Annotated in this window: 24 protein-coding genes; 16 read left to right on the top strand and 8 right to left on the bottom strand. The window is 70.0% G+C overall.

Features of this window, described 5'->3' with window-relative positions; genetic code table 11:
• Positions 1-47: 47 nt before the first annotated feature.
• From IQ210_RS05315 to IQ210_RS05280, 8 genes are all read left to right on the top strand, one after another.
• Positions 48-2,141: a xanthine dehydrogenase family protein molybdopterin-binding subunit gene (locus IQ210_RS05315; RefSeq protein ID WP_407699680.1), complete on the top strand. Its 2,094-nt coding sequence runs from the start codon at positions 48-50 to the stop codon at positions 2,139-2,141.
• Between the two features lie 17 nt (positions 2,142-2,158).
• A complete protein-coding gene (locus IQ210_RS05310) occupies positions 2,159-2,617 on the top strand; it encodes a (2Fe-2S)-binding protein (protein ID WP_194077548.1) in 459 nt (152 codons plus the stop codon).
• A 49-nt stretch (positions 2,618-2,666) separates the two neighbouring features.
• On the top strand, positions 2,667-4,139 hold the full coding sequence (locus tag IQ210_RS05305; RefSeq protein WP_194077546.1) for a purine-cytosine permease family protein: 1,473 nt from the start codon (positions 2,667-2,669) through the stop codon (positions 4,137-4,139).
• Complete coding sequence (locus IQ210_RS05300) at positions 4,136-4,687, top strand: cysteine hydrolase family protein (protein WP_194077544.1); 552 nt, start codon at positions 4,136-4,138, stop codon at positions 4,685-4,687. Before IQ210_RS05305 ends, IQ210_RS05300 begins: the two co-directional genes overlap by 4 nt.
• Complete coding sequence (locus IQ210_RS05295) at positions 4,684-5,349, top strand: hypothetical protein (RefSeq protein ID WP_322656312.1); 666 nt, start codon at positions 4,684-4,686, stop codon at positions 5,347-5,349. Before IQ210_RS05300 ends, IQ210_RS05295 begins: the two co-directional genes overlap by 4 nt.
• 138 nt (positions 5,350-5,487) lie before the next feature.
• Positions 5,488-8,466: a carbohydrate binding domain-containing protein gene (locus tag IQ210_RS05290; protein ID WP_194077542.1), complete on the top strand. Its 2,979-nt coding sequence runs from the start codon at positions 5,488-5,490 to the stop codon at positions 8,464-8,466.
• A gap of 94 nt (positions 8,467-8,560) precedes the next feature.
• A complete protein-coding gene (locus IQ210_RS05285) occupies positions 8,561-9,790 on the top strand; it encodes an acyl-CoA dehydrogenase family protein (protein ID WP_194077540.1) in 1,230 nt (409 codons plus the stop codon).
• A gap of 105 nt (positions 9,791-9,895) precedes the next feature.
• A complete protein-coding gene (locus IQ210_RS05280; protein WP_194077537.1) occupies positions 9,896-10,300 on the top strand; it encodes an SseB family protein in 405 nt (134 codons plus the stop codon).
• Positions 10,301-10,548: 248 nt separating this feature from the next.
• Here IQ210_RS05280 and IQ210_RS05275 read toward each other — a convergent pair whose 3' ends face one another.
• Positions 10,549-11,577 carry an AraC family transcriptional regulator gene (locus IQ210_RS05275; RefSeq protein WP_194078180.1) on the bottom strand — a complete coding sequence of 343 codons (1,029 nt, stop codon included), beginning with the start codon at positions 11,575-11,577 and terminating at the stop codon, positions 10,549-10,551.
• Positions 11,578-11,657: 80 nt separating this feature from the next.
• The gene (locus tag IQ210_RS05270; protein ID WP_194077535.1) at positions 11,658-12,311 is read right to left on the bottom strand and encodes a TetR family transcriptional regulator; all 654 of its coding nucleotides are present in this window, start codon (positions 12,309-12,311) and stop codon (positions 11,658-11,660) included.
• 51 nt (positions 12,312-12,362) lie between these two features.
• Between IQ210_RS05270 and IQ210_RS05265 the strand changes: the two genes are divergently transcribed.
• Positions 12,363-12,812, top strand: a complete 450-nt coding sequence (locus IQ210_RS05265; protein WP_256780483.1) for a nitroreductase family deazaflavin-dependent oxidoreductase — start codon at positions 12,363-12,365, stop codon at positions 12,810-12,812.
• 3 nt (positions 12,813-12,815) lie between these two features.
• Here IQ210_RS05265 and IQ210_RS05260 read toward each other — a convergent pair whose 3' ends face one another.
• From IQ210_RS05260 to IQ210_RS05235, 6 genes are all read right to left on the bottom strand, one after another.
• Positions 12,816-13,205, bottom strand: coding sequence for a MarR family winged helix-turn-helix transcriptional regulator (locus IQ210_RS05260; protein WP_194077533.1), 390 nt, complete (start codon positions 13,203-13,205; stop codon positions 12,816-12,818).
• 46 nt (positions 13,206-13,251) lie between these two features.
• A complete protein-coding gene (locus IQ210_RS05255) occupies positions 13,252-13,596 on the bottom strand; it encodes a VOC family protein (RefSeq protein WP_079311236.1) in 345 nt (114 codons plus the stop codon).
• A gap of 168 nt (positions 13,597-13,764) precedes the next feature.
• Positions 13,765-14,796 (bottom strand): LacI family DNA-binding transcriptional regulator, encoded by a 1,032-nt coding sequence (locus IQ210_RS05250; RefSeq protein WP_194077531.1) that lies wholly within the window; start codon positions 14,794-14,796, stop codon positions 13,765-13,767.
• Entirely contained in the window at positions 14,793-15,698 is a 906-nt protein-coding gene (locus tag IQ210_RS05245) for a carbohydrate ABC transporter permease (RefSeq protein WP_194077529.1), read from the bottom strand. Before IQ210_RS05245 ends, IQ210_RS05250 begins: the two co-directional genes overlap by 4 nt.
• A complete protein-coding gene (locus IQ210_RS05240; protein ID WP_194077527.1) occupies positions 15,695-16,618 on the bottom strand; it encodes a carbohydrate ABC transporter permease in 924 nt (307 codons plus the stop codon). The genes IQ210_RS05245 and IQ210_RS05240 overlap by 4 nt, the downstream gene beginning before the upstream one ends.
• Positions 16,615-17,943, bottom strand: a complete 1,329-nt coding sequence (locus IQ210_RS05235; RefSeq protein WP_194077525.1) for an ABC transporter substrate-binding protein — start codon at positions 17,941-17,943, stop codon at positions 16,615-16,617. The genes IQ210_RS05240 and IQ210_RS05235 overlap by 4 nt, the downstream gene beginning before the upstream one ends.
• A 220-nt stretch (positions 17,944-18,163) precedes the next feature.
• Here IQ210_RS05235 and IQ210_RS05230 point away from each other — a divergent pair, with 220 nt between their 5' ends.
• The 7 genes from IQ210_RS05230 to IQ210_RS05200 all read left to right on the top strand — a co-directional run bounded on the left by IQ210_RS05230 (position 18,164) and on the right by IQ210_RS05200 (position 24,610).
• Positions 18,164-20,185, top strand: a complete 2,022-nt coding sequence (locus IQ210_RS05230) for a beta-galactosidase (protein ID WP_194077515.1) — start codon at positions 18,164-18,166, stop codon at positions 20,183-20,185.
• A gap of 129 nt (positions 20,186-20,314) precedes the next feature.
• A complete protein-coding gene (locus tag IQ210_RS05225) occupies positions 20,315-21,874 on the top strand; it encodes a glycosyl hydrolase 53 family protein (protein WP_194077513.1) in 1,560 nt (519 codons plus the stop codon).
• A 191-nt stretch (positions 21,875-22,065) separates the two neighbouring features.
• Entirely contained in the window at positions 22,066-22,353 is a 288-nt protein-coding gene (locus tag IQ210_RS05220; RefSeq protein ID WP_194077511.1) for a helix-turn-helix domain-containing protein, read from the top strand.
• Positions 22,354-22,382: 29 nt separating this feature from the next.
• The gene (locus IQ210_RS05215) at positions 22,383-23,345 is read left to right on the top strand and encodes an SMP-30/gluconolactonase/LRE family protein (protein ID WP_194077509.1); all 963 of its coding nucleotides are present in this window, start codon (positions 22,383-22,385) and stop codon (positions 23,343-23,345) included.
• Positions 23,346-23,406: 61 nt separating this feature from the next.
• On the top strand, positions 23,407-23,865 hold the full coding sequence (gene crcB, locus IQ210_RS05210; protein WP_194077507.1) for a fluoride efflux transporter CrcB: 459 nt from the start codon (positions 23,407-23,409) through the stop codon (positions 23,863-23,865).
• Complete coding sequence (locus tag IQ210_RS05205) at positions 23,862-24,260, top strand: DUF190 domain-containing protein (protein WP_194077506.1); 399 nt, start codon at positions 23,862-23,864, stop codon at positions 24,258-24,260. Before crcB ends, IQ210_RS05205 begins: the two co-directional genes overlap by 4 nt.
• The gene (locus IQ210_RS05200; RefSeq protein ID WP_194077505.1) at positions 24,257-24,610 is read left to right on the top strand and encodes a fluoride efflux transporter FluC; all 354 of its coding nucleotides are present in this window, start codon (positions 24,257-24,259) and stop codon (positions 24,608-24,610) included. Before IQ210_RS05205 ends, IQ210_RS05200 begins: the two co-directional genes overlap by 4 nt.
• Positions 24,611-24,658 lie beyond the last annotated feature (48 nt).

The following is a 24,658-nucleotide window of genomic DNA, read 5'->3' as shown; positions in this document are numbered from 1 at the left end:
CTGCTGAACCAACCGCAGACACAGGACGTTCACAGGGGGAGTGCGCCGTGCCAGAGCTGTCCCGTCGCCAGTTCGTGGTCTACACGCTGGCGGCGTCCACGCTGACCGTCGCGGCCCCGCTCGGCTGCGACGCGCCGGCGGCCGAGGGCGCGACCGCCCGGCGGTCCGACGTCGTCGTGACCGGCACCGACGACGAGATGCTGGTCCTGGAGATCACCCGGGACAACAAGGTCGTCGTACGACTGCCGCGCGTCGAGGTCGGCCAGGGCGTCACCACCGCCGTCGCCATGATGATCGCCGAGGAACTCGACGCCCGGCTCACCGACGTCGACATCCCGCTGGCCGAGGCCCGGACCAGGGGCAACCAGTTCACCGGCGGCTCCAACTCGGTCAGTTCGCTGTACGGCCCGGCCCGCAACCTCGCCGCGACGGCCCGCGCCCGTCTCGTCACCGCCGCGGCGCAGCGCTGGCGGCTGCCCGCGCGCGTGCTGCGCACCCGGGACACCATGGTCGTCGCCCCGGACGGCCGCACCGCCACCTTCGGCTCCCTCACCGAGACCGCCGCCCGGGTCCGTCGCCCCCGCGTGTCCAGCAAGCCCAAACCGGCGTCCAGGCATCAGGTGATCGGCCACCCGACGACCCGCATCGACGCCCGCGACATCGTCACCGGCCGCGTGCGCTACACCGGTGACCTGTCGGCGGCCGCGGCGAAGCCGACCGTGGTGGCCCGCCCGCCCACGCTCGGCGGCAAGGTCGCCTCGGTGGACGACCGTGCGGCCCGAGCCCTGCCCGGCGTGCTGGAAGTGGTCAGGATTCCCGGGGGAGTTGCCGTCGTCGCCGAGTCCTTCCACTACGCCTTCGAGGCACGGGACGCCCTGAAGATCACCTGGTCGCCGGGACCGCTGGCGGAGCTGTCCGACGCGGCCATCCGCTCACGGCTGCGGGCCGCGGTCCCGGCGCTCGGCCGACCGCCGCGCGGATCGGCCCAGTTGGAGGAGCGGTTCGAGTTCGCCTTCGTCGGCCACGCCCCGATGGAGGTCCTCACCGCCGTCGCGGACGTACGCGCCCGGCGTGCCGAGATCTGGTTCTCCTCCCAGTCGCCGATGGGCGCGCGGGAGGACATCGCCTCGGCGGTCGGGCTGCCGTCGTCCGCCGTACGCGTCCATGTCGTGCGCGGCGGCGGTTCGTTCGGGCGCCGGCTGAACCACGACGCGGCCATGGAGGCGGCCCTCATCTCCAAGAAGGCACGCCTCCCGGTGAAGCTGATGTGGAGCCGCGCCGACGACATCAAGCACGGCCGGATGCGCCCCGCCTTCCAGCACCGCATACGGGTCAGTCACGCCCAGGGTCGGGTCGTCGCCTTCGCCATCGCGACGGCCTCGGTGAGCGAGGCGTGGGAGGGGGCCGCTGCCCAAGGTGGGATCGCCGCCTCGGCCGCGTCATCCCCGCTGCCCAGCGACAGCGGTCTCTACAACTTCGGGAAACTGTCCGGGGATTCGGGCTCCGTCGAGCTGGCGATGCCGCTCGGCGCCTGGCGGTCGGTCGACTCCGGGACCGTGCGGACGGCCGAGGAGATCGTCGTCGACGAGATCGCCCGGACCCTGGGCAAGGACCCGGTGGCGTTCCGCCGTACGACCCTGCGTGGCAAGTCCGTCAGAGCCGTCCTCGACAAGGTCGCCACCGCCGGACAGTGGGGCCGGACGATGCCCGCGGGGCAGGCCCAGGGCGTCGCCGTCCACGAGGAGTACGGGTCCTGCGTGGCCTGCCTGGTCGAGATCGACGCCGCCGACCCGAAGAACCCCCGGGTGACCAAGGTCGTGATGGCGGCCGACGTCGGTACGGCCGTCAACCCGCGCGGACTGGAGGCCCAGCTCATGGGCACGGCGGTCGACGGCATCTCCACGATCCTGCGGGCCGGCCTCCACATCGACCGGGGCGCCGTCCGCGAGGGCAGCTACGCCGACTTCCGGTGGGCCCGCCAGCGCCACGCCCCCCTCCACTTCGAGGCGCACATCCTTCCCACGGGCGGAGAGCCGGGCGGCGCCGGCGAGCTCGGCGTCCCGGCAGCGGCCGGAGCCGTCGCCAACGCCTACGCCCGCGCCACCGGCACCAAGCCCCGCCGCTTCCCCCTCAACTTCTGACCCCCGGAAGGCCTCTGATGCCCCGTCACACCTTCGTCCTCAACGGCAAACCGGTCACTGTCGACGCCCCTGACGACATGCCGCTGCTGTGGGTGCTGCGCGACCTGCTGGACGTCACCGGCCCCAAGTACGGCTGCGGCGTGGGCGTTTGCCGCGCCTGTACGAGCCATCTCGACGGCGCCGAGATACAGCCCTGTGTCGTCCCCGTCGCCGACTGCGCGCGGCGCGAGGTCACCACCATCGAGGGCCTCGCCGACGGCGACACCCTGCACCCCGTGCAGCAGGCCTGGCTCGACTGCGACGTCTCCCAGTGCGGGTTCTGTCAGCCGGGCCAGATCATGGCCGCGGTCGCCCTGCTGAAGACGACGCCCGAGCCGACGGACGCCGACATCGACAAGATCGAGAACGTGTGCCGCTGCGGGACGTACTCCCGTATCCGGGAGGCGATCAAGAAGGCGGCGACCGCGGGGGACTGAGTCAGCTGGGTAAGGTCCACTCAGCCTCAAGTGGACAGGTAGGTCGCTGATGACGGACGCCCGGGATTCCCTCGACAACAGCCCGAGACAGCTCCAGGTGGAGACGCACGGCCTCGACGTGATCGGCGACGCCGAACGCAAGGGCACCCCGCGGACGCTGTTCTGGCCGTGGTTCGGCGCCAATGTCTCCATCCTGGGACTGAGCTACGGCGCCTTCGCGCTCGGCTTCGGCATCTCCTTCTGGCAGGCCCTGATCGCCGGCGTCATCGGCATCGTCTTCTCCTTCCTGCTGTGCGGCTTCGTCGCGGTCGCGGGCAAACGCGGCTCCGCCCCGACGATGGTGCTCAGCCGGGCCGCGTACGGCGTCCGCGGCAACCGGCTGCCGTCGGTGATCTCCTGGGTCCTCACGGTCGGCTGGGAGACGGTCCTGTGCGCCCTCGCCACCCTGGCCACCGCGACCGTCTTCGACCGGCTCGGCTGGGGCGGCGGCACCGGCACCCAGGTGGTCGCCCTGATCGTCGTCGCCGGGCTCACCGTCGTCGGCGGGGTCATGGGCTTCGACGTGATCATGCGGTTGCAGACCCTGATCACCGTGGTCACGGGCGTGCTGACGGTCGTGTACGTGTGTCTCGTCGCCGACCACATCCACTGGAGCGCCGTCAGCGACATCCCGGCGGGCTCCGCGCAGGAGTTCATCGGTGCGCTGGTGTTCATGATGACCGGGTTCGGCCTCGGCTGGGTCAACGCCGCCGCGGACTACTCCCGCTATCTGCCGCGCACCTCGTCGAGCCGGGGCGTGATCGGCTGGACGACGTTCGGCGCGTCGGTGGCGCCGCTGCTCCTGCTGGTGTTCGGGCTGCTCCTCGCGGGTTCGTCGACCGGTCTGAATGCGGCCGTGGCCGCCGACCCCATCGGCGCGCTGACCACGATCCTGCCGACGTGGTTCCTGGTCCCGTTCGCCGTGGTGGCGGTGCTGGGCCTGGTCGGCGGCGCCGTCCTGGACATCTACTCGTCCGGCCTGGCGCTGCTGTCGGCGGGCATCCGCATCCCGCGCCCGCTGGCCGCCCTCGTCGACGGCGTCCTGATGATCGCGGGCGCCGTCTACATCGTCTTCTTCGCCGACGACTTCCTGGGACCGTTCATGGGCTTCCTGACCACCCTCGGCGTCCCGATCGCCGCGTGGTGCGGCATCATGCTCGCGGACATCCTGCTCCGCCGCCGCGACTACGCCGAGCCCGACCTCTACCGCCCTGACGGCCGCTACGGCGACGTCCCCCTGACGCCCCTGCTCCTCACACTCGTCGCGACCGCCGTCGGCTGGGGCCTGGTCACCAACTCGACGGCAGACTGGCTCACATGGCAGGGCTATCTCCTCGAACCGCTGGGCCTGGGCGGCAAGTCGGGCGCCTGGGCCTACGCCAACCTGGGCGTCCTCGCGGCACTGGCGCTCGGCTTCCTCGGCACGCTCACCCTGCGCCGAGGAAGGGTACGTGAGCAGGAGGCGGAGGTGGGTGCCGTATGACCACCGGCCACCTGACGGTCATCGACATGCAGCGCGTCTTCGCCGACCAGGACAGCCCCTGGGCCACCCCACGTTTCGCCGAGGCCGAGGAGGGCGTACGACGCCTGCTGCCGGCCTTCGGCGACCGGGTGACGTTCACCCGCTTCGTGGCCCCGGAACACCCGACCGGCGCGTGGCAGGCCTACTACGCACAGTGGCCGTTCGCCCTGCAACCCCCGGACGCCCCCCTGTGGCACCTCACGGACGACTTCGCTCCCATGGCCCAACACGTCATCGACGCCCCGACGTTCGGCAAGTGGACCCCACAACTGGCCGAACGGGTAGGCCCGCAAGGCCCCCTGTACCTCGCCGGCGTCAGCACCGACTGCTGCGTGCTCTCCACGGCCCTCCCGGCGGCGGACGCCGGCGTGGAGGTGGTGGTCATCGCGGACGCGTGCGCGGGAGCGGACGACGACTCCCACGCCAAGGCGTTGCAACTGCTGGACCTGTACCGACCGTTGGTGCGGGTGAGCACGGTCGCGGACGTGCTGAAGGGGGCGGGGGCGTGAGCGAGGCCCAAGGCCGACCTGTCGTGTCCGCCGACGAGATGCACGCGTACCTCGTCGACCAGTTGAACCAAGCACTGAGACGTCCCGGGATGTTCGGCGGAGAGATCGCCATCCTGATGCTGCTCGACCACCTCCTGTTCATGGAGGGGCAGCCCGAGTGCCGGTGGGAGGCGGTGAGAGAACCTTTCCGTGAACGGGGCGCGTCCACGGCCATCGGGGTCAAGGGCGTGTTCCGCGAGCTGATCCGGGGCCGCGACGAGCATGACGTGGCCTCGGTGTACGCCGAGTTCGCCCACCAGCGCCGCTGGCTCCACGCAGACCGGCTCCTCGACGCCCGTACCCACGAGTCCCTCATGGACCGAGCCCCCGAGTGGGCCGGCCAGGACAGGCAATGGCCCGACGTCGTCGCCGAGTTCGGCGAACCCTCGATCCTGTTCGGCGGCACCAACCCCAGGTACGGCAAGACCCTCGCCTACGTCAGCGAGGACCCCGGGCACCCGTTGGTCTTCTTCCACCTCTGGAACGGTGACCTGGACGAGGCGTCCCCCGCGTGGAAGCCGTCGTACGAGCAACCCGTCCTGTGGGCCGTCCGGTTGGGTGACCGCCCCTTCCAGGAGTCCTTCACCTTCACTCCCACCTGGCAGCGCCTCCGCCCTCAGTGATCTGCCTGTGCACGACCCTTTACGCGGCTGTCATGTCCCTGTAGCTTCCCGAGCGTCGCAAGAACTTTCAGGAACTTGCCGGTGCTTCTTGCGGGGCGGAGGCGAACCGGTGGGGCCTCGACCCTTATGGGAGCCGCCATGAGATCCGCACCCCCACGCCTGCCGCGACGCCCCCTGGTGGCGTTCGTGGCGGCGTCCGGGCTGCTCGGACTGCTGTCCGCGGTACCGGACACGAGCACCTCGATCCCCTTGCAAACCGTTGCAGACAGCACCAACACGGCGACCGTCTTCTACTACACGAAGACCAAGAACTGGTCGTCGACCTATCTGCACTACGCCCCGGACGGCGGCTCCTGGACCACCGTCCCCGGCGTGCAGATGGAGAGCGCCTGCACGGACTGGGTGAAGAAGACCGTCGACCTCGGCTCCGCCGCCGGCCTCCAGGCCACCTTCAACAACGGCAGCGGCACCTGGGACAACAACGGCGGCAACAACTACGCGCTGGGCACCGGCACCATCACCGTCAAGGACGGCGTCATAGCCCACAGCGACCCGTGCGCCGACACCGGCACCGGCAGCGGCAACCAGGCCACCGTCTACTACTCCACCGCCACCTCCGGCTGGACCATCGCCAACATCCACTACGCGCCGAGCGGCGGTTCGTGGACGGCCGTCCCCGGCCTCGGCATGGAATCCGCGTGCACGGGCTGGTGGAAGAAGACCCTCGACATCGGCACCGCCACCTCCCTGAAGGCGGCGTTCAACAACGGCAACGGCGTCTGGGACAACAACAACAGCTCCGACTACACGATCCCGACCGGTACGACGACCGTGAAGGACAGGACGGTCACCACGTCCGCCGCCGACCCGTGTGCCACCGAGGCCCCCGACACCGAGGCTCCCACCGCCCCCACCAAGGTCACCGCCAGCGCCACCGACACCTCCGTCGTGGTGAGTTGGGAAGCCGCCACCGACAACAAGGCGGTGACGAAGTATCAGGTCATGCGCGCCGGCGGCTCGAAGGGCACGGTCGTCACCGACGTCGGCTCAACCGTCTCCTCCGACACGGGACTTGAGGAGAAGACCGCCTACACCTACACCGTGAAGGCGGTCGACGCGGCCGGCAACACCTCGCCCGCCTCCGCCGAGGCGACCGCGACGACCGGCACCGCGGCCCCCGCTCCCGCCGCCGGCACCCCGCTCGGCACCGACCCCCGCAAGGACCCCATCTACTTCGTCCTCACCGCCCGCTTCTACGACGGCGACACCTCCAATGACCGCGGCGGCAGCCAGCACACCAAGTCCGGAAACGCGGCCAACAACGACCCCATGTTCCGGGGCGACTTCAAGGGCCTGGTGAACAAGCTCGACTACATCAAGGCGCTCGGCTTCTCCGCGGTCTGGATCACCCCGGTCGTCCTCAACCGCTCGGACTACGACTACCACGGCTACCACGGCTACGACTTCTACAAGGTCGACCCGCGCCTGGAGTCGGCCGGCGCCACCTACCAGGACCTGATCAACGCCGCCCATGCCAAGGGCATGAAGATCTACCAGGACGTCGTCTACAACCACAGCTCCCGCTGGGGCGCCAAGGGCCTGTACACACCCACCGTGTACGGCGTCCGTGACTCCCAGTGGAGCTGGTACTACGACGAGAAGAACGAGGGCTTCGAGTACGACGGCCTCACCGTCGAGCCCAAGTCCGGGAAGTCGTACTACAACGGCGACCTGTGGTCGACCGCCGAACCCACCGGCAACACCTGCGTCAACTGGGGCAAGCCCACCGGCGGCAAGAGCGCCGAGGGCTACACCCTCTACAACTGCCAGTGGCCGAGCCCCACTTCGGGCATGTTTCCGAAGGCGTACTACCACCAGTGCTGGATCGGCAACTGGGAGGGCGAGGACTCCCGTTCCTGCTGGCTGCACGAGGACCTGGCCGACTTCAACACAGAGTCGACACCCGTGCAGAACTACCTGATCGGCGCTTACAACAAGTACATCGACATGGGCGTCGACGGTTTTCGCATCGACACGGCCGTCCACATCCCGCGCGTCACCTGGAACCGCCGTTTCCTGCCGGCGATCTACGACCGCGTCACCCAGAAGTTCGGCACCACCGCTGCCCAGAACTTCTATGTCTTCGGCGAGGTCGGTGCCTTCGTCAACGACAAGTGGAACCGCGGCTCGGTGAACCACTCCGCGCAGTTCTTCACGTGGAAGGAGCGCAAGGAGTACAGCGCCGACGACGAGACCGCCGCCATGGAGCAGTTCAACTACGAGAACAACCTCGGCACCGGCAACCAGCCGACCTCGACCAACGCCTTCCTGAACGGCAACAGTTACCACACCCCGGATCACAGCCAGTTCAGCGGCATGAACATCATCGACATGCGCATGCACATGAACTTCAGTGATGCGCAGAACGCCTACAGCAACGGCAAGGACTCCGACGACAGCGTCAACGACGCGACGTACAACGTCGTCTACGTGGACAGCCACGACTACGGCCCCAACAAGTCGAGCACCCGCTACAGCGGCGGCACCGACGCCTGGGCCGAGAACATGTCGCTGATGTGGACCTTCCGTGGCATCCCGACCCTGTACTACGGCTCGGAGATCGAGTTCCAGAAGGGCAAGCAGATCGACTGCGGGCCCACCTGCCCGCTGGCGTCCACGGGCCGGGCGTACTACGGCGACCACCTCGAAGGCACCGTCACCGCCTCGGAGTTCGGCAAGGCGGACTCGGCGAGCGGCGAGGTCGCCACCACCCTGTCCCAGCCGCTCGTCAAGCACCTCCAGCGGCTCAACCAGATCCGCCGGGCCGTCCCGGCCCTCCAGATGGGCCAGTACTCCACCGACGGCATCAGCGGCTCGATGGCCTTCAAGCGCCGCTACACCAGCGGCAGCACGGACAGCTTCGCGCTCGTCACCGTCACCGGCGAAGCGACCTACACCGGCATCCCGAACGGCACCTACAAGGACGCCGTCACAGGTGACACGAAGACCGTCACCAACGGCACCCTCGCCGTGTCGGCACCGGGCAAGGGCAACCTGCGGGTGTACGTCCTCAACGGACCCGGCAAGATCGGGACGGACGGTCCGTACCTGAAGTAGTTGGCGTTATCCGGTGGGTACAGGAGCGGCGGTTGCCGTGTTCAATCATTCCTGTCGCGACAGGTTCGGACGTCCCCACACGTCAGGAGGCACCGTGATCGCCGCTCCCGAACCGGAACTCACCGCGGAAGACGTCATCGAACGGGCCGTGCGGCTGCGGCCCGTGCTGCTCGAACGCCAGCCGGAGACAGAGCGGCTGACGCACTATCCGAAGGACACCCACGACGACTTCCTGCGGGCCGGGTTCTACCGGATGCTCCAGCCACGCCGGTACGGCGGCTACGAGTTCGGCCTGCCCGTCTTCTACCGCGTGGTCACCGAGATCGCCCGCGGCTGCCCCTCCACCGGCTGGGCCCTGTCGCTCACCTCGGCCCACGTCCTCCAGGTCGCCGGGTTCTTCGAGGAGCGGGCCCAGGACGAGATCTTCGGCGCCGACGGCGACTTCAGGGCGGCCTCGACCGTCGCCCCCGTCGGCGTCGCCCGTCCCGACGGCGAGGGCCATCTCGTCCTCGACGGCACCTGGCCGTACTCCTCCGGTGCCCCCTACTCCACCCACTACCTCGGCCAGACCCTGGCGGCCGGCGATCCTCCCGGCCCCGTGCTGCTGTTCGTCGTTCCGCGCTCGGAGTTCACCGTGCTCGACGACTGGCACGGCGTCCTCGGCCTGCGCGGCAGCGGTTCCCACAGCGTCCACATGGAGAACGCCCGCATCCCCGCGTACTTCACCCGCGAGGCCAGCCTCCTCGACCTGCCCATCGAAGGCGGCAGCGTCGGCTCGAAACTGCACGGCAACCCGATGTACGCCCACCGGGCGCCGAGTTTCTACCACGGCGAACTGGCCGCGATCATGACCGGCATCGGATACGCGGCGGCGGACGAATACGTGCGCGTCCTGTCCGGCCGCCCCCTCCACCTGGAGCCCGACCGCACCCGCGCCGACCTGCACGACTACCAGCGTCACCTCGGCGAGGCACTCGGGCTGATCCGCACGGCCGAGGCGGCGCTCCAGCACACGGCCGCCGACTGGATGGAGACCTGCCGCCGAGGTGTCGCGGGCGAGGCACCCTTCACCATGGCGGAGGACAACCGGCTCGCCCTGATGTTCCTCAACGCAGGCCGCCTGGCCTGGGACGCCCTGCAGAACATCCTCTTCCGCACGGCCGGCTCCCGGCACGCCCGGGACGGCGAGCGCATGCAGCGCTACTTCCGGAACGCCGCCACGTACTGGACGCACGTCGGCCCCAGCATGGCCGAACCCCTCTTCCGCAGGGTCGGCTGCGACCGCCTCGGCCTGCCCTCGGACCACATCCCGCTGATTCCCTGATCCGCGGGGGAATGCCGCAGTCCGGATCGGGTACGTGAGCAGGACCGCGCCCGGGGCCGAGCGCCCCGGGCGAGCCGTACGACCACCGCTACCAGGGGATTCACCATGGACACACCCGCGCACGACCACACCACACCGGCCCGGCGGGCGCTGGACGCGCTGGCCGAGAACACCGAGGACACGGTGGCGCTGGACACGCTCGTGAGCAGTGATGTCCTCGTGCCCGTGCCGGACGACGCCAGTGAGGAGGACGTCGACAACCCCTCGGCGGTGGCCCTGCCGGTCATCGAGCAGCCCGGTGGCGACCCGGTGGTGCCGGTGTTCACCTCGGAGGACGAGATGGCCGGGCTGCTGCCCTTCGTCTCCCGCTACCGGCTGGTCCCACTGGGCGCGCTGGCCGCGGAATGGCCGACGGACGATCTGGCCCTGACCATCGACGCCGCGTCCGCGCATCCGCTGACGCTCACCTCGGAGGGCGTGCGCACCCTGCTGGGCCGCTCGCACGGCTGACCCGGTGAGGGGCCCGGCCACCGGTGACGGAGGGGGAGCGGCCGGGCCCGGTGGACGGAGCACGGCCGCCTCCCGCTGCCGCGCTCCGGACGACGGTGAGGCACCGCTGGGGGAGGAACGGCGCCGACTCCGCTCCTCCCCGGACGCCCACGATCGACGTGATGTGACGATATGACCACGGCGGTGGTGGCGTCGCTCCGGGATGCGCGGCCCCTGTCCGCAAAACGCGGCGGATTACGGCAGACAGGTCACGCGCCGCGCAGCGTGTGCGAGGGCGTCTCACCGAACCGCTCCCGGTAGCGCGACGCGAACCGGCCCAGATGCACGAACCCCCACCGGTGCGCCACGTCCGACACGGTCGTCGCCCCCGGCCCGGAGGCCCGCAGCTCGGCGCACACCCGCTGCAGGCGCACGTCGTACACGTACGCCATCGGCGACATCCCGACGTGCCTGCGGAACGCCTCCTGGAGCGTGCGCACACTGACCTGTGCGATCCGCGCCAGCCGGGCGGCGTCGTACGCCTCGGCCGGCCGCTCCTGCACGGCGTCCATCACCCGCTTGACCGAGGCGGGCCGCATCGGCGGCGAGGGAGCCTCCAGTTCCTCCCGGTAGCTGTGCTCGGCCGCCAGCAACACCCCTTCGAGCAGGGTCTGTTCGATACGCGACCGGATCAGCGGCCGCTCCAGCAGCCCGAGCGAGGTGTCCTTCTCCAGCAGGGCCCAGGTGGCCAACTGCGCCCAGCTGCGGCCGGGTCCGTCCCGCACGTCGACCGACGGCCCGAAGACCGGCGGGCGGGACAACGGCCGGTCGAGCAGGGACTCCAAGGAGTCGTGGAGGGCCTGTTTGTCGATCTTCACGGTGAGCGCCTGGCAGTCCGGCGACCAGGCGTCGATCCGGATGTGCCGGGACGGATCGAAGAAGACGGCGCTGCCCGTCGTCGCGAACACGACGTCGCCGCGCCCCTGTTGGATGCTGAAGCAGCCCCGCACCGGAACGGCCACGTGATAGGCGCCGGGCGCGGCGAAACCGCTGCGGATCTCGGTGCCGAAACAGATGTCGCCGACCGTGAGCGAGCCGAGGCCGAGCACGCTCAGCCTGGTCGCGAAGTCCTCGGTGGGGCCCACGACCTGCAGGTCCATGTCGTAGTAGTGGGCGGCGATCACATCGTGCGCCTCCGCCACGGAGCGCGTCGCGTACGAGCTGAAGTCGGCCGCCCGGCCCGGTACCACGGTCACTGCCGATTCTCCGATCTGCGCGCGCAGTACTCCGTTCAGCATGGCCACGCGCGTGACCGGATACACCCCGCCCGTTTCCGGTTTTCACAGCCTCTTCTCAGCATCGGGGATTACGCGGGGATTCAGCGCCCTTCCGGGGACTCGGCAGCTGCCGATGCGGCGACGGCGCCGTAGTCGCGCATGCCGTTCTCCAGCAGGGCGAAGGCCTCGGTGGCGAGCCGGCGCACCTCGGCGGGGAGCGCGGTCGGGGTGTCGTCCGTCAGGACCCGGTGCCGGACATGATCGACGAGGGCGCGGTGCACGCCGAAGAGGGCGCTCGCGGTCACCCGGGCGGTGACGTCGTCGTCGAGCGCGGCGGCGAGGGCGTCGACGCACGCGGCGTGGGCCCGCTGCTCGCGGGCGCGCAGTGCGGGACTGTCGGCGATCAGCCGGTTGACCGTGCGCAGCTGTTGCAGCGCCTCCGTGTCGCCTGCCTCCATCTGCGCCAGCAGCCCTTCCGGCCGCAGGAGCCGGCGCCGGAAGGCGGAGAGGACCGACTCGCCGGGCGGGCGGGTGCGCACGGCCTCGACGAGGCGCTCCCCGAAGGCCTCGAAGCGGGAGAAGAAGAGGTCCTCCTTGGCCGGGAAGTAGTTGAACACCGTGGCCTCGGAGACCTGCGCGGCGCGGGCCACCTCCACGACCGTGACCCGGTCGAAGCCGCGCTCGGCGAACAGCCGCCACGCGGTGTCGCCGATCCGCTCGCGCGTCTGCTGCTTCTTCAGCTCCCGCAGGCTCACGCACCACTCCTGTTTGGGGTGACCAGAAAATTAGGGTTACCCTAGCATTCCGTGAGCGTTCGACTGGCCATGACCTGGGAGTCGTCCATGACGAACCGCACCTACCTGAAACCCCCGTGGATGCAGCGGCACGTCGGCAACCGGCTGGCGCCGCTGTTCGGCAGGTCCGTCGTGTCCCGGCTGTCGGTGCGCGGGCGCCGGAGCGGACAGTGGCGTACGGTGCCCGTCGCCGTCCTGGACCACGAGGGCGAGCGCTACCTCGTGTCCTACCGGGGGCTGAGCGACTGGGCCCTGAACCTGCGGGCGGCGCCCGACTGCAGGCTGACCGTCCGCGGCCGCACCGAGGAGATCACCGCGGAGGAGGTGCCCGAGTCCGAGCGCCCACCCCTGATGGCGGCCTACCAGGAGCAGTACGGCGGGATGCCGACGGTCAAGGATGTCCTCGCGGCGCTCCCCGACCCGGCCGACCACCCGGTCTTCCGCATCCGCGCCCGGAGCTGAGCCTCAGCCGCCCAGCGTCCGCCCCAGGGCCTCCCGCTGAAGCGGCAGGACCTCGGCATGCAGCTCGCGCCCCTTGCGGGTCAGCGCCACCCACACGCCACGCCGGTCCTCCACGCACACGGAGCGCTCCACCAGACCGTCCTTCTCCAGCCGGCCGATCAGCCGGGAGAGCGCGCTCTGGCTGAGATGGACCCGCCCGACCAGGTTCTGCACCCGGCACAGGTCACCCTCCGCCGGGGCCTCGGCGGCGAGGAGGTCGAGCACCTCGAAGTCGCTCGCGCCCAGCCCGTGCGGGTGCAGCACCCGGTCGATCTCGCACATCGTGCGGGCGTGGACCGCAAGGATGTCCCGCCACTGTTCCTCGAGCCGGGCGCCGGCCGCGTTCACTGCCATGACCCCATGTTAATGCGCATGCATCCATATCGGGGCGGGGGTGCTCTCAGCTGTCCTGGGTGATCCCGACGAGGTTGCCGTCCGGGTCCTTCACGGAGGCGATCAGCTTGCCGCCGCCGACGTCGGTGACGTCCTGGAGCAGCTCGGCGCCCGCGTCGAGCAGCGCCGCGAGCCGGGCCCGGATGTCGTCCACGTGCCAGTACGGGACCGGGCCGGTCATGCCCCGCGCGTGCCCGTTGGGGTCGAGGCCCACGTCCTGACCGGCGTCCTTGAAGCCGACGTAGTACGCCTCGTCGGCATACGGCTCGGTCTGGAGCAGGGCGCTGAACACAGCCTTGGCGCGGGCGACGTCCTTGACGGGGTAGATGATGGTCTTCAGTCCGGCGGTCATGGTGTGCTCCTCCGTTGGGTTCTCGTCGGTGGTTTCACCGTAGGGCGGGGGAGGGGGAACCGCTTCTCCGATCCTGACCGCTTCCCGGGACGGCACGGGCGGCCGTACGACGAAGGGCGCGCCCCCGGCCGAAAGCCGGCGACGCGCCCGTGCCCGAGGCGAACACCCTCAGGTCGAGTCGCGCTTCACCAGCTCGGTCGGAAGGATCACCGCCATCGGGTCCTCGCCGTTGATCTGCGCCAACAGCACCCGCACCATCTCGGCGCTGATCCGGTCGTAGGGCTGGCGGATCGTGGTGAGGGCCGGGGTGGCCTCCAGCGCGGCGACGGAGTCGTCGAAGCCGCCCACGGACACGTCCTCGGGGACCCGGCGGCCCGCCCTGGCCAGCGCGGCCAGCGCGCCCTGGGCCATCAGGTCGGAGGCCACGAACACGGCGTCCAGGTCGGGGGCCTGCGCCAGCAGCCGCTCGGCCCCCGCCTCACCGCTCGCCCGGCTGTAGTCGCCGGAGACGATGAGCCGCTCGTCGATCGCGATCCCCGCGTCCGTGAGCACCTCCTTGTACCCGGCGAGCCGGTCCACACCGCCCGGGGTGTCCAGCGGGCCGCTGACCATGGCGATCCGGCGCCGCCCCAGCGACAGCAGATGGCGCACCATGTCACGGGCACCGTCCCGGTCGTCCGCGGCCACGTAACTCACCCTGGCGCCGGGCCCCATCGGCTTGCCGCACTGCACGAGCGGTACGCCCGCCTCGCGCAGCTCCTCGGCGACCGGGTCGCCGGAGTGGCTGGAGACCAGCAGCACCCCGTCGACGTGACCGGCGGTGATGTACCGCGTTATGCGCCGCCGTTCGTCTTTCGTGCCCGCCAGCATCAGCAGCAGCGGGATGTCGTGCGCCGCCAGCGCCTGGGTGCAGCTGCTGAGCAGGACGTTGAAGTTCGGGTCCTCGAAGAACCGCTCCTGAGGCTCCGTCAGCAGGAAGCCGATGGAGTCCGAGCGTCCGGTGATCAGCGAGCGGGCGTGGCGGTTGACGACGTAACCCGTCTTGCGGATCGCGGCGTTGACCGCTTCCTGGGCGGCCGGGCTGACGTAGTGCCCGCCGTTGAGCACCCGCGAGACGGTGCCTCGTGAGACCCCCGCCTCGCGCGCCACGTCGTGGATCGTCGGCGGTTTGCGCCGACCCCCCGCATTGTTCATGGTCATGACTTTACGGCCCCGGACAGCAGATCGAGGCTCCAGAACCGCTGGATGACCAGGAAGAGCGCGATCAGCGGGAACACCGCGAGGAACGCTCCGGTGATCACCAGGGTGTACAGGGCCGGGGTGTTGGCGCCCTGCTCCAGGAGCGTGTACAGACCGAGCGTGATCGGGAACTTCTCGTCGTCGCTCAGCATGATGTACGGCAGAAGGAAGTTGTTCCAGATCGCCACGAACTGGAACAGGAACACCGTGACCATGCCCGGGACCATCATCGGCAGCGCGACCCGGCTGAAGATCCGCCACTCGCTCGCCCCGTCCATCCGCCCGGCCTCCACCACGTCCGCGGGCACCGCGGCCTGGGCGTAGATACGGGCGAGGTAGACGCCGTACGGCGAGAGGATCTGCGGCAGCAGCACGGACAGGTACGAGTCCGTCAAGTCGGCCTGCGCCAGCAGCAGATACTGCGGCACGGCCAGGATGACCGGCGGCATCAGCACACCCGCGAGCAGCACGTTGAACATCGTCTCGCGGCCGCGGAAGCGGTAGATCGCCAACGCGTAGCCGCTGAACGCCGACACCACCGTGGACAGCAGCGCGCCCAGCCCGGCGTAGAAGGCGGAGTTGCCCATCCACTGCCAGTAGACGCCGTCGCGGTAGGCGTTGAGGTCCTTGAGGTTGTCGACGAAGCCCGAGCCCGGCAGGAAGGTGAAGGTCGAGAACAGCTCCTCGCCGGACTTGGTCGACGCGATGACCACCCAGGCGACCGGCAGCAGCGTGTACAGCGCGCCGATCAGCAGGGTGAGCGTCGGGACGAGCGCGATCCGGCGGCGCAGGGGCGGGCCCTGGGCGGCGCCGGGCGTGGTGCCCGCCGCCGGCTCGGTCTTGCGGACGGCAAGAGAACTCATCGTGCTGCCTCCTGCTTCTGACGACGGTTCGCGGCCCGCAGGAACCCGAAGGACAGCAGCAGTGTGGCGAGCGCGATGATCACGGCCTGGGCGGCCGCCGCGTAGATGTCGTTGGTGCCGAACGCGTCCCGGTAGACCTTCATCAACGGGCTCCACGTCGTGGACACCGAGTTGGTGAGGGGCTTGAGGGTGGTCGGCTCGTTGTACACCTGGAGCGTGGCGATGATCGAGAAGAAGAAGGTCAGCACCAGCGAGGGCGCCACCATCGGGATCTTGATCCTCAGTGCGATCTGGCTCGGGGTGGCCCCGTCCAGCTTCGCCGCCTCGTACACCTCGGCCGGGATGGCCTGGAGCGCGGTGTAGATGACGATCATGTTGAAGCCGGTGCCGCCCCACACCGCGATGTTCGACAGGGCGAGGTAGAGCGGACCGCCGCTGAGCAGGTCCGGCTGCGGCAGACCGAGCTTGTCCAGCACGTAGTAGAACGGGCTGACGTCCGGCAGGTACAGGAAGCCCCACAGCATGGCCGCCACGACGCCGGGGATGGCGTACGGCAGGAAGATCGCGAGGCGGGTGAAGGGGGTGAACCGGACCTTGTCGCTGTCGAGCATCAGCGCGAAGAGCAGGGCGAGGCCCAGCATCACGGGGACGACGATGCAGCCGTAGCCGAGGACGCGCAGGGCGCCGTGCAGCAACTCGCTGTCCTGGAGGGCGGCCGTGTAGTTGGACAGGCCGGCCCAGACCTCCTCGCGGGCGCCCTTCCCGAGGCCGAGGCCGGAGACGTGCACCTTGCGGAAGCTGAGCCAGACCGCGTATCCGATGGGCAGCGCGAAGAAGACGAGGAACAGGACCGTGGCGGGGATGAGGAAAGCGTACGGGGCCCCCTTGACCCCGTACGACTTCCGGCGTGCGCTCGTCACTCGGAGACCCCGAAGCCCTGCTTCTTGAGGTCGGCGACGGTGGCGTCCTGCATCTTGTCCAGGGCGGCGGCGAAGTCCGACTTGTTCTTGGCGGCGGCACCGAAGGCGTCGTTGAAGGCCGTGTAGGCCACGTTCACGTTCGGGCCCCAGGCGGAGGGCGCCGTGGTCTTCGCGATCTCGGCGGCCTTGGTGTAGAAGTCGGCCTGGTTCGAGAAGTACTCCGGGGCCTGCGCGAAGGCGCCCGAGGTCTGGGCGTTGGTGGCGGCCGGGTAGATGCCGCTCTCCTTGGCCAGCGCGGTCAGGGCCTGGTCGTCGGTGTTCAGCCAGGCGGCGAACTTCGCGGCGGCCTCCTGGTGCTTGGAGTCCGTGGTGACGCCGGTGGAGGAGCCGCCCCAGCTGCCGGTCTTGTTCTCACCCGCGGTCCACTGGGGGAGCGGGGCCATGGCCCACTTGCCCTTGGTGTCGGGCGCGGCCGTGGTCAGCGTGCCCGGCGCCCACACGGCGGAGACCCAGGCGATCTGCTTGCCGGTGTTGAGCGCCTTGTTCCAGGCCGGCGTGTACATCGGCTGGTTGTCGACGGCGCCCTCCTTGACGAGGCCGCCCCAGAAGTCGGCGACCTTCTTGGTGGCCGCGTCGTTGATGCCGACCTTCCACTTGTCGCCCTCGGTGGTCCACCACTTGGCGCCGGCCTGCTGGGCCAGGCCCGCGAAGAGGCCGGAGTCGTTGGCGGAGAAGGTCGTGAGGTCCGTGTCGGGGGACTTCTTCTTCAGCGCGCGGGCCGTCTCGGCGAACTCGTCCCAGGTGGTCGGGACGGTCAGGCCGTACTTCTTGAAGAGGTCCTCGCGGTAGTAGAACATCATCGGGCCGATGTCCTGCGGGACCGCGTACACGGCGTCCGTGCCGAGCGTGGTCTGCTGCCAGACGCCCTCGGCGAACTTGCCCTTCGCGTCGCCGACGTTCTTCGAGATGTCGGCGAGGGCGTCGTTGCTGACCAGCGTGGGCAGCGCCTGGTACTCGGCCTGGACCAGGTCGGGCGCCTTGCCGGCCTTGTGCGCGGTGAGGATCTTGGTGACCAGCGTGTCGCCGGACGCCTGCTTCTTCACCGTGACGGTGATCTGGTCCTTCTTGCCCTGGCCCTTGTTCCAGAGGTCGACGACCTTGTCCATACCGGGGGTCCAGGTCCAGTACGTCAGCGAGACCGGCCCTGATTCGGTCTTCGCGTCGTCGTCGTCCGAACCACAGGCGGCGAGCGCGGTGGCGCCGAGGGCGACGGCGACGGTGGATGCTGCCACTCTGCTGAGCCGGCTGCGCTTCGTGATGGGCATGGATCTCTCCCCTGACCTGGGTTCCCGCCTGGTGCGAGAACCTGCACCTTCTTTTTCGCGGCGCGCCCCTTCGGCTCGCTCGCGGTGCTTCTGTGAGCGTTCACAGTAGAGAAACATCCCGGACACTTGTCAATGGTTGTTGCTGTGCGGTTATGTTGGGCTCGCACCACTGATCAAGTGTGTGCACGTTCCCAAATGATCGATTTAACGGGAGAGATCCATGCCGGAGACCAGCCCCAAGGGCCTCGCCAGGCTCGCCTTCGGTGGGGACTACAACCCCGAGCAGTGGCCGGAAAGCGTCTGGCAGGAGGACGTCCGCCTGATGCGCGAGGCCGGCGTCACCATGGTGAGTGCCGGAATTTTCTCCTGGGCGCTCCTGGAGCCCTCACCCGGGGTGTACGACTTCGGCTGGCTCGATCGCCTGTTCGATCTGCTGCACGAGAACGGCATCCGCGTCGACCTCGGCACCCCCACCGTGGTGCCCCCGGTCTGGTTCTACCGGGCCCACCCCGACGCGCTGCCGGTGACCGCGGAGGGCGTGCGCTACGAGTTCGGCTCCCGGGGCGCGATCTGCCACAGCAACGCCGACTACCGCGCCGCCGCCGCGAACATCACCACCCGGCTCGCCGAGCGGTACGCCGACCACCCGGCGCTCGCGATGTGGCACGTCCACAACGAGTACGGCGTCCCCGTCTCGGCCTGCTACTGCGACTCCTGCGCCGCCCACTTCCGCCGCTGGCTGGAGTCGACGTACGGCACGGTCGACGCCGTCAACGAGGCCTGGGGCACGGCGTTCTGGGGCCAGCGCTACGGCGGTTTCGAGGACATCAACCCGCCGCGCCTGAGCCCCACCGTCGGCAACCCGGCCCAGGCACTGGACTACAAGCGCTTCGCCGACGCCACCATGCGCGAGAACTTCCGTATGGAGCGGGACATCCTGCACCGCCTCGCCCCCGGCATCCCGGTGACGACCAACTTCATGACCGCCCTCAGCCAGTGCGACTCCGTCGACTACTGGGCCTGGGGCCGCGAGGTCGACATCGTCACCAACGACCACTACCTGATCACCGACGGCCGCCGCACCCACGTCAACCTCGCGATGGCCGCCGACCTCACCCGCTCGGTCGCCGGGGGAGCGCACTGGATCCTCCTGGAGCACTCCACCTCGGGCGTCAACTGGCAGGCCCGCAACCCCGCCAAGGCACCCGGCCAGATGGCCCGCAACTCCCTCGCCCACGTGGCCCGCGGCTCCGAGGGAGCCATGTTCTTCCAGTGGCGCCAGTCCCGGCGCGGCGCCGAGAAGTTCCACTCCTCGATGCTCCCGCACGGCGGCACCGACACGCGCGTGTGGCGCGAGGTCGTCGAACTCGGCGCCTCCCTCGACTCGTTGAGCACGATCCGCGGCACCCGCACCGAGGCCGACGTCGCCGTCCTGTGGGACTGGCACTCCTGGTGGGCGCAGAGCCTGGACTGGCGCCCCAGCGAGGACCACGACGCCCGCGAACGCGCCGACGCCTTCTACGAGACGCTCTACGACCGCCACCTCACGGTCGACTTCGCCCACCCCGAAGCCGACTTGTCGAGGTATCCCCTTGTCGTCGTACCGGCCCTCTACCTGATGACCGAGGCGGCCGGGAACAACGTCCGGGAGTACGTCGAGAACGGCGGCACCCTCGTCGTGTCGTACTTCTCCGGCATCGTCGACGAGCACGACGCCGTGCACGAGGGCGCCTACCCCGGCCCGCTGCGCGACGTCCTCGGCCTGACGATCGAGGAGTTCTCGCCGCTGCTGAAGGACCAGTCGGTGCGGCTCACCGGCCCCGACGGCTCCGAGCTCAGCGGCGACGTCTGGACGGAGTTCGTCGTCCCCCGCGGCGCCGAGACCGTCTGGACCTACGCCGACGGCCTCACCGCCGGCCACCCGGCTGTCACCCGGCACCGCTACGGCCAGGGCTCCGCCTGGTACGTCTCCACCCGCCTCGGCGCCGAGGGCCTCGACGCCCTGCTGGGCTGGGCCACCGAGGACGCCCGGATCGCGCCGCGCGCCGACCTGCCCCGCGACGTCGAAGTGGTGCGCCGCACCGGCGAGACGGGCACGTACGTCTTCGCGATCAACCACACCGGGGCGGACGCCAAGGTGCCGCTGGAGGTCTCCGGCACCGAGCTGCTGACCGGTGAACGCGCCGCGGGCCGCCTCGAGGTCCCGGCGGGCGCCGTGCGGGTCGTACGACTCGACGGCTGAGCGCGGGCCCCTGGGGCCCCATCGACTCCCCTCCGCCCGTGCGAGCCGCGAGCCGCGGGTGGAGGGGCCCCTTCGTCGCCCCGGCGAAGGCACCCCCAACCCCATATGTCGAAGGGACGACGGACGAAGATGTTCCATCCCAGACGCACCCTGCGAGCCCTGCTCCTCCCGCTCACCGCGGGGCTCGCCCTCACCGCCCTGCCCGCACAGACCGCCCAGGCGGCGAGCACGCTGACCAACGGCGGGTTCGAGTCCGACGGCGCGGGCGTGGCGGCCCCCACCGGCTGGTCCGAGTACGGCACGACCGCCGCCTCCTACACCGAGTCCGGCGGCCACGGCGGCAGTTACCGCCTCACCCACTACTCGTCCTCCGCCTACAAGGTGGAGACCTACCAGTACCTGTCCGGGCTGACCAACGGGAACTACAAGCTCACCGCGTGGGTCCGCTCCGGCGGCGGCCAGAACTCCGCCTACATAGCCCTGAAGAACTGCGGCGGCACCGACCAGCGCACCGACCTGCCGGTCTCCCCGAGCGGCTGGCTCCACATCGTCGTGCCGGTCAACGTGACCAACAACCAGTGCACGATCAGCATCAACAGTGACGCGAACGCCGGCAACTGGATCAATGTTGACGACCTGACCTTCGCGTCCGGTACGTCCAGTACGTCGATCAAGGGTTCAGACGTCTCCTCCCTCGCCAAGAGCGAGGCCAAGGGCGGCATCTACAAGACCAGCTCCGGCACCACCGGAGACGCGCTCGCCATCCTCAAGTCCGCCGGACAGAACTACGCGCGCGTCAAGGTCTGGGTCAACGCGGCCGACGGCTACAACGGCAAGACCCAGGTCCTGGCGATGGCCAAGCGCATCAAGGCGCAGGGCATGAAGCTGCTGGTCGACTTCCACTACTCAGACACCTGGGCCGACCCGGGCGCCCAGACCGTGCCGTCCGCCTGGTCGGGCCACAGCTACAGCCAGTTGAAGACGGACGTCTACAACCACACCTACGACGTCCTCAACGCGCTGAAGGCGCAGGGCACCACGGCCGACATGGTCCAGGTGGGCAACGAGATCAACGGCGGCATGCTGTGGTCCGCGGGCTCCACCGACAACTGGTCGCAGCTCGCCGGGCTGCTCAACTCCGGCTACAGCGCGGTCAAGGCGGTCAGCTCCTCCACCCAGGTGGCGCTGCACCTCGCCAAGGGCGGCGACCTGACCGGCACCCGCTGGTGGTTCGACAACGCGGTCGCCAACGGCGTCAACTTCGACGTCATCGGCCTGTCCTACTACGGCTACTGGCACGGCTCGCTCTACGACTTCCAGACGACCCTGGACGACGCGGCCTCCCGCTACGGCAAGCCGGTCTTCGTCGCCGAGACGGCCTACCCCTTCCGTCTCGACAGCGACGACTCCTACGAGAACATCATCGACCTCTCCAGCGAGCTGGTCTCCGGCTACCCCGCCACCACCGCCGGCCAGACCCGCTGGATGAACGACGTCGCCAGCATCGTGGAGGCCGTCCCCAACGGCCGTGGCCTCGGCGTCTTCTACTGGGAGTCGACCTGGACCGCGGTCACCGGCAACGGCTGGGACCCGACCGACTCCTCCTCCGGCAACGGCTGGGAGAACCAGGCCCTGTTCGACTACGACAACAAGGCGCAGCCCGCGATGGCGTGGTTCAGCCACCGGTAGTCCCCCGTACGACAGGGGCCCGGCCGCGCAGACGCGGCCGGGCCCCTGTGTTGTGCTGTGTGAGTTCCGAACTGCCTTTTCTCGCAAGTGCGTTCGGTACCGGACAAGGTGTGAGAAGTCCATCCATGACGGCGTCGACTGCGGGACAGTGGGAACACGCGGTACGAGGAGGTCGAACGGAGGGGGACGACATGCTGAGGACTCCCGTCAGTCAGCGGCGGCTGGACATCCTGGAGTGGCTGAAGGACCCGGTCGCGCACTTCCCGGGCCGGCACCACGGCTGCCCGGCCGAGGACGGCGTCACCGCGGAGGCCGTCGCCGCCAAACTCGGCGTGCGCCGCCAAGTCGCCGACACCCACCTGGAGTTGCTCGCCGACATCGGCCTGCTGCGCACCAAGCGGATCCGCCGCCGGGTCTACTACCGGCGCGACGAGGTGCGGATAGCCGAGGTGGCCCGCATGTTCGAGAAAGGCTGGTAGACAGAGCAGCGCGAGAGAGGCGGTAGTTCGTGGAGCGTGCACAGAAGCTGGTCCCGCACCGGTACGTCGCCATCGGCGGCCAGGGCCCCGAGGACGTCGTCGCCGACAGCCGGGGCCGCGTGCTGACCGGTGTGGCGGACGGCCGCATCCTGCGCCTGGACGGCCTCGCCGATCCGGCCACGACCCGCGTCGAGGTGCTCGCCGAGACCGGCGGCAGGCCGCTCGGCCTCGAACTCCTCGCCGACGACGACCTGTTGGTGTGCGACGCCGAACTCGGCCTGCTCCGCGTCGACCTCACCGACGGCCTCGTACGCATCCTCGCCGACTCGGTGGCGGGGGAGCGGCTGCGGTTCTGCAGCAACACCGTCGCCCTGTCCGACGGCAGCATCTGCTTCACCGTCTCCAGCCGCCGCTACCCCCTCGACCAGTGGATCGGCGACATCGTCGAGCACACCGCCACGGGCCGGCTGCTGCGCCTCGGGCCCGGCAGCGAAAGGCCCGAAGTCCTCGCGGAGGGACTCCAGTTCGCCAACGGACTGGCCCTGAGCGCCGACGAATCGTTTCTCGTCGTCGCCGAGACCGGCGCCCGCCGCCTCACCCGCCACTGGCTCACCGGACCGCACGCGGGGCGCACCGAACCCTTCGCCGAGAACCTCCCCGGTATGCCCGACAACCTCTGGCGCGCCGGCCCCGACGGACCGATCTGGGTCTCCCTGGCCGGCCCCCGCGTCCCCCCGCTCGACCTCCTGCACCGCGCCGGCCCGGCCGCCCGCCGCTCCGCCGCCCGCCTGGCGGTCCACGCCCCTTTCCGCCCCTCCGGCACGATCGGCGTCCTCGCCGTCGACGAACACGGCGGGATCGTCCACCACCTCGCCCGCCGCCACTCCGGCTTCCGCATGGTCACCAGCGTCTGCGAGGCGGCCGGCCACCTGGTCCTGGGCAGCCTCTGGGAGCGGGGCATCGCCCTGTGCGAGCCGCCCAGCGGTAAGTGACCCCGGCGTTACCCTGTTGACCGGCCATGATCAGGCCGGCCAGGCAGGGAGACGTACGACCATGACAGCCCCGGAGACCGACAGCCTCCGCGTTCCCACCCCGCGACGACCGCCGGTGCTGCGCGGCCAGGCGTCCGTCGTGGCCGTGGTCGCGCTCGGCGGCGCCCTCGGCGCCACGGCCCGCTACGCGCTCTCCCTGTGGTGGCCCCACCAGCCGGGCGGGTTCCCCTGGGCGACCTTCTGGACCAATGTGATCGGCTGCGCGGTCATAGGCGTGTTCATGGTCGTCATCACCGACATATGGGCCGCCCGCAAGCTGGTCCGCCCGTTCTTCGGCACCGGCGTCCTCGGCGGCTTCACGACCTTCTCCACGTACGCCGTCGACATCCGGAAACTGGTCGACTCCGGCCACCCCGGCACGGGGCTGGCCTACCTCGCCGCGACCCTCCTCGCGGCCCTCACCGCGGTGTGGCTCGCCGCGACCGCCACCCGCCGCGTCCTGAAGCGGAGGCAGCCATGACGAGGCTGACCGGAAGTGCCCTGCGTGTGACCGTGTTCGTCGGCGAGAACGACACCTGGCACCGCAAGCCCCTCTACAGCGAGATCGTGCACCGCGCCCACACCGCGGGCCTCGCGGGCGCCAGCGTCTTCCGCGGCATCGAGGGCTTCGGCGCCTCGTCCCTGATCCACACCTCGCGGCTGCTGTCCCTGAGCGAGGACCTGCCCGTCGCGGTCGTCATCGTCGACACCGAGGACCGGGTCCGCGCCTTCCTGCCCCAGCTCGACGAACTCGTCACCGAGGGCCTGGTCATCCTCGACGACTGCGAGGTCATCCGGTACGTCGGCCGCGACGCCGGCGCCGACCCGGGCCCAGAATCCGGCAAAACGGGCACGAAGGGTAAGAGGTCGTTGTGAACTGGCTGCTGGTCGTCGCGGGTGCCATGGTCGGCGCCCCGCTGCGCTATCTCACCGACCGCGCGGTCCAGTCCCGCCACGACTCGGTCTTCCCCTGGGGCACCTTCGCCGTCAACGTCACCGGCTGTCTGCTGCTGGGCCTGATCACCGGAGCGGCGGGGGCGCACGTGCAGCTGCTGCTCGGCACGGGACTGTGCGGGGCGCTGACGACGTACTCGACCTTCTCGTACGAGACCCTGCGGCTGGCCGAGACCGGGGCGGGGCTGTACGCCCTCGCCAATGTCGGCGCGAGTCTGGTCGCCGGTCTGGGGGCGGCTTACGTGGGCGTGGAGCTTGCCCAGGCGGTGTAAAACTGTGCCCGCCTTGTCTCGTCCTCCCCGCCGGAAGAACTGGATCCC

It is taken from the genome of Streptomyces justiciae, from assembly GCF_015163075.1.
Taxonomy (GTDB): Bacteria; Actinomycetota; Actinomycetes; order Streptomycetales; family Streptomycetaceae; genus Streptomyces; species Streptomyces justiciae.
The sequence above is the reverse complement of the archived record's forward strand: the minus strand, read 5'-3'. Positions and strand labels throughout refer to the sequence as shown.

What these genes read in the sequence shown, in the direction of transcription:
- IQ210_RS05300 (WP_194077544.1), top strand. Translation starts at nt 4,136, where the DNA reads ATGACCACCGGCCACCTGACGGTCATCGACATGCAGCGCGTCTTCGCC.
- IQ210_RS05245 (WP_194077529.1), bottom strand. Translation starts at nt 15,698, where the DNA reads ATGAGTTCTCTTGCCGTCCGCAAGACCGAGCCGGCGGCGGGCACCACG.
- IQ210_RS05250 (WP_194077531.1), bottom strand. Translation starts at nt 14,796, where the DNA reads ATGACCATGAACAATGCGGGGGGTCGGCGCAAACCGCCGACGATCCAC.
- IQ210_RS05305 (WP_194077546.1), top strand. Translation starts at nt 2,667, where the DNA reads ATGACGGACGCCCGGGATTCCCTCGACAACAGCCCGAGACAGCTCCAG.
- IQ210_RS05220 (WP_194077511.1), top strand. Translation starts at nt 22,066, where the DNA reads ATGCTGAGGACTCCCGTCAGTCAGCGGCGGCTGGACATCCTGGAGTGG.
- IQ210_RS05310 (WP_194077548.1), top strand. Translation starts at nt 2,159, where the DNA reads ATGCCCCGTCACACCTTCGTCCTCAACGGCAAACCGGTCACTGTCGAC.
- crcB (WP_194077507.1), top strand. Translation starts at nt 23,407, where the DNA reads ATGACAGCCCCGGAGACCGACAGCCTCCGCGTTCCCACCCCGCGACGA.
- IQ210_RS05260 (WP_194077533.1), bottom strand. Translation starts at nt 13,205, where the DNA reads ATGGCAGTGAACGCGGCCGGCGCCCGGCTCGAGGAACAGTGGCGGGAC.
- IQ210_RS05255 (WP_079311236.1), bottom strand. Translation starts at nt 13,596, where the DNA reads ATGACCGCCGGACTGAAGACCATCATCTACCCCGTCAAGGACGTCGCC.
- IQ210_RS05230 (WP_194077515.1), top strand. Translation starts at nt 18,164, where the DNA reads ATGCCGGAGACCAGCCCCAAGGGCCTCGCCAGGCTCGCCTTCGGTGGG.
- IQ210_RS05275 (WP_194078180.1), bottom strand. Translation starts at nt 11,577, where the DNA reads ATGCTGAACGGAGTACTGCGCGCGCAGATCGGAGAATCGGCAGTGACC.
- IQ210_RS05225 (WP_194077513.1), top strand. Translation starts at nt 20,315, where the DNA reads ATGTTCCATCCCAGACGCACCCTGCGAGCCCTGCTCCTCCCGCTCACC.
- IQ210_RS05280 (WP_194077537.1), top strand. Translation starts at nt 9,896, where the DNA reads ATGGACACACCCGCGCACGACCACACCACACCGGCCCGGCGGGCGCTG.
- IQ210_RS05235 (WP_194077525.1), bottom strand. Translation starts at nt 17,943, where the DNA reads ATGCCCATCACGAAGCGCAGCCGGCTCAGCAGAGTGGCAGCATCCACC.
- IQ210_RS05290 (WP_194077542.1), top strand. Translation starts at nt 5,488, where the DNA reads ATGAGATCCGCACCCCCACGCCTGCCGCGACGCCCCCTGGTGGCGTTC.
- IQ210_RS05205 (WP_194077506.1), top strand. Translation starts at nt 23,862, where the DNA reads ATGACGAGGCTGACCGGAAGTGCCCTGCGTGTGACCGTGTTCGTCGGC.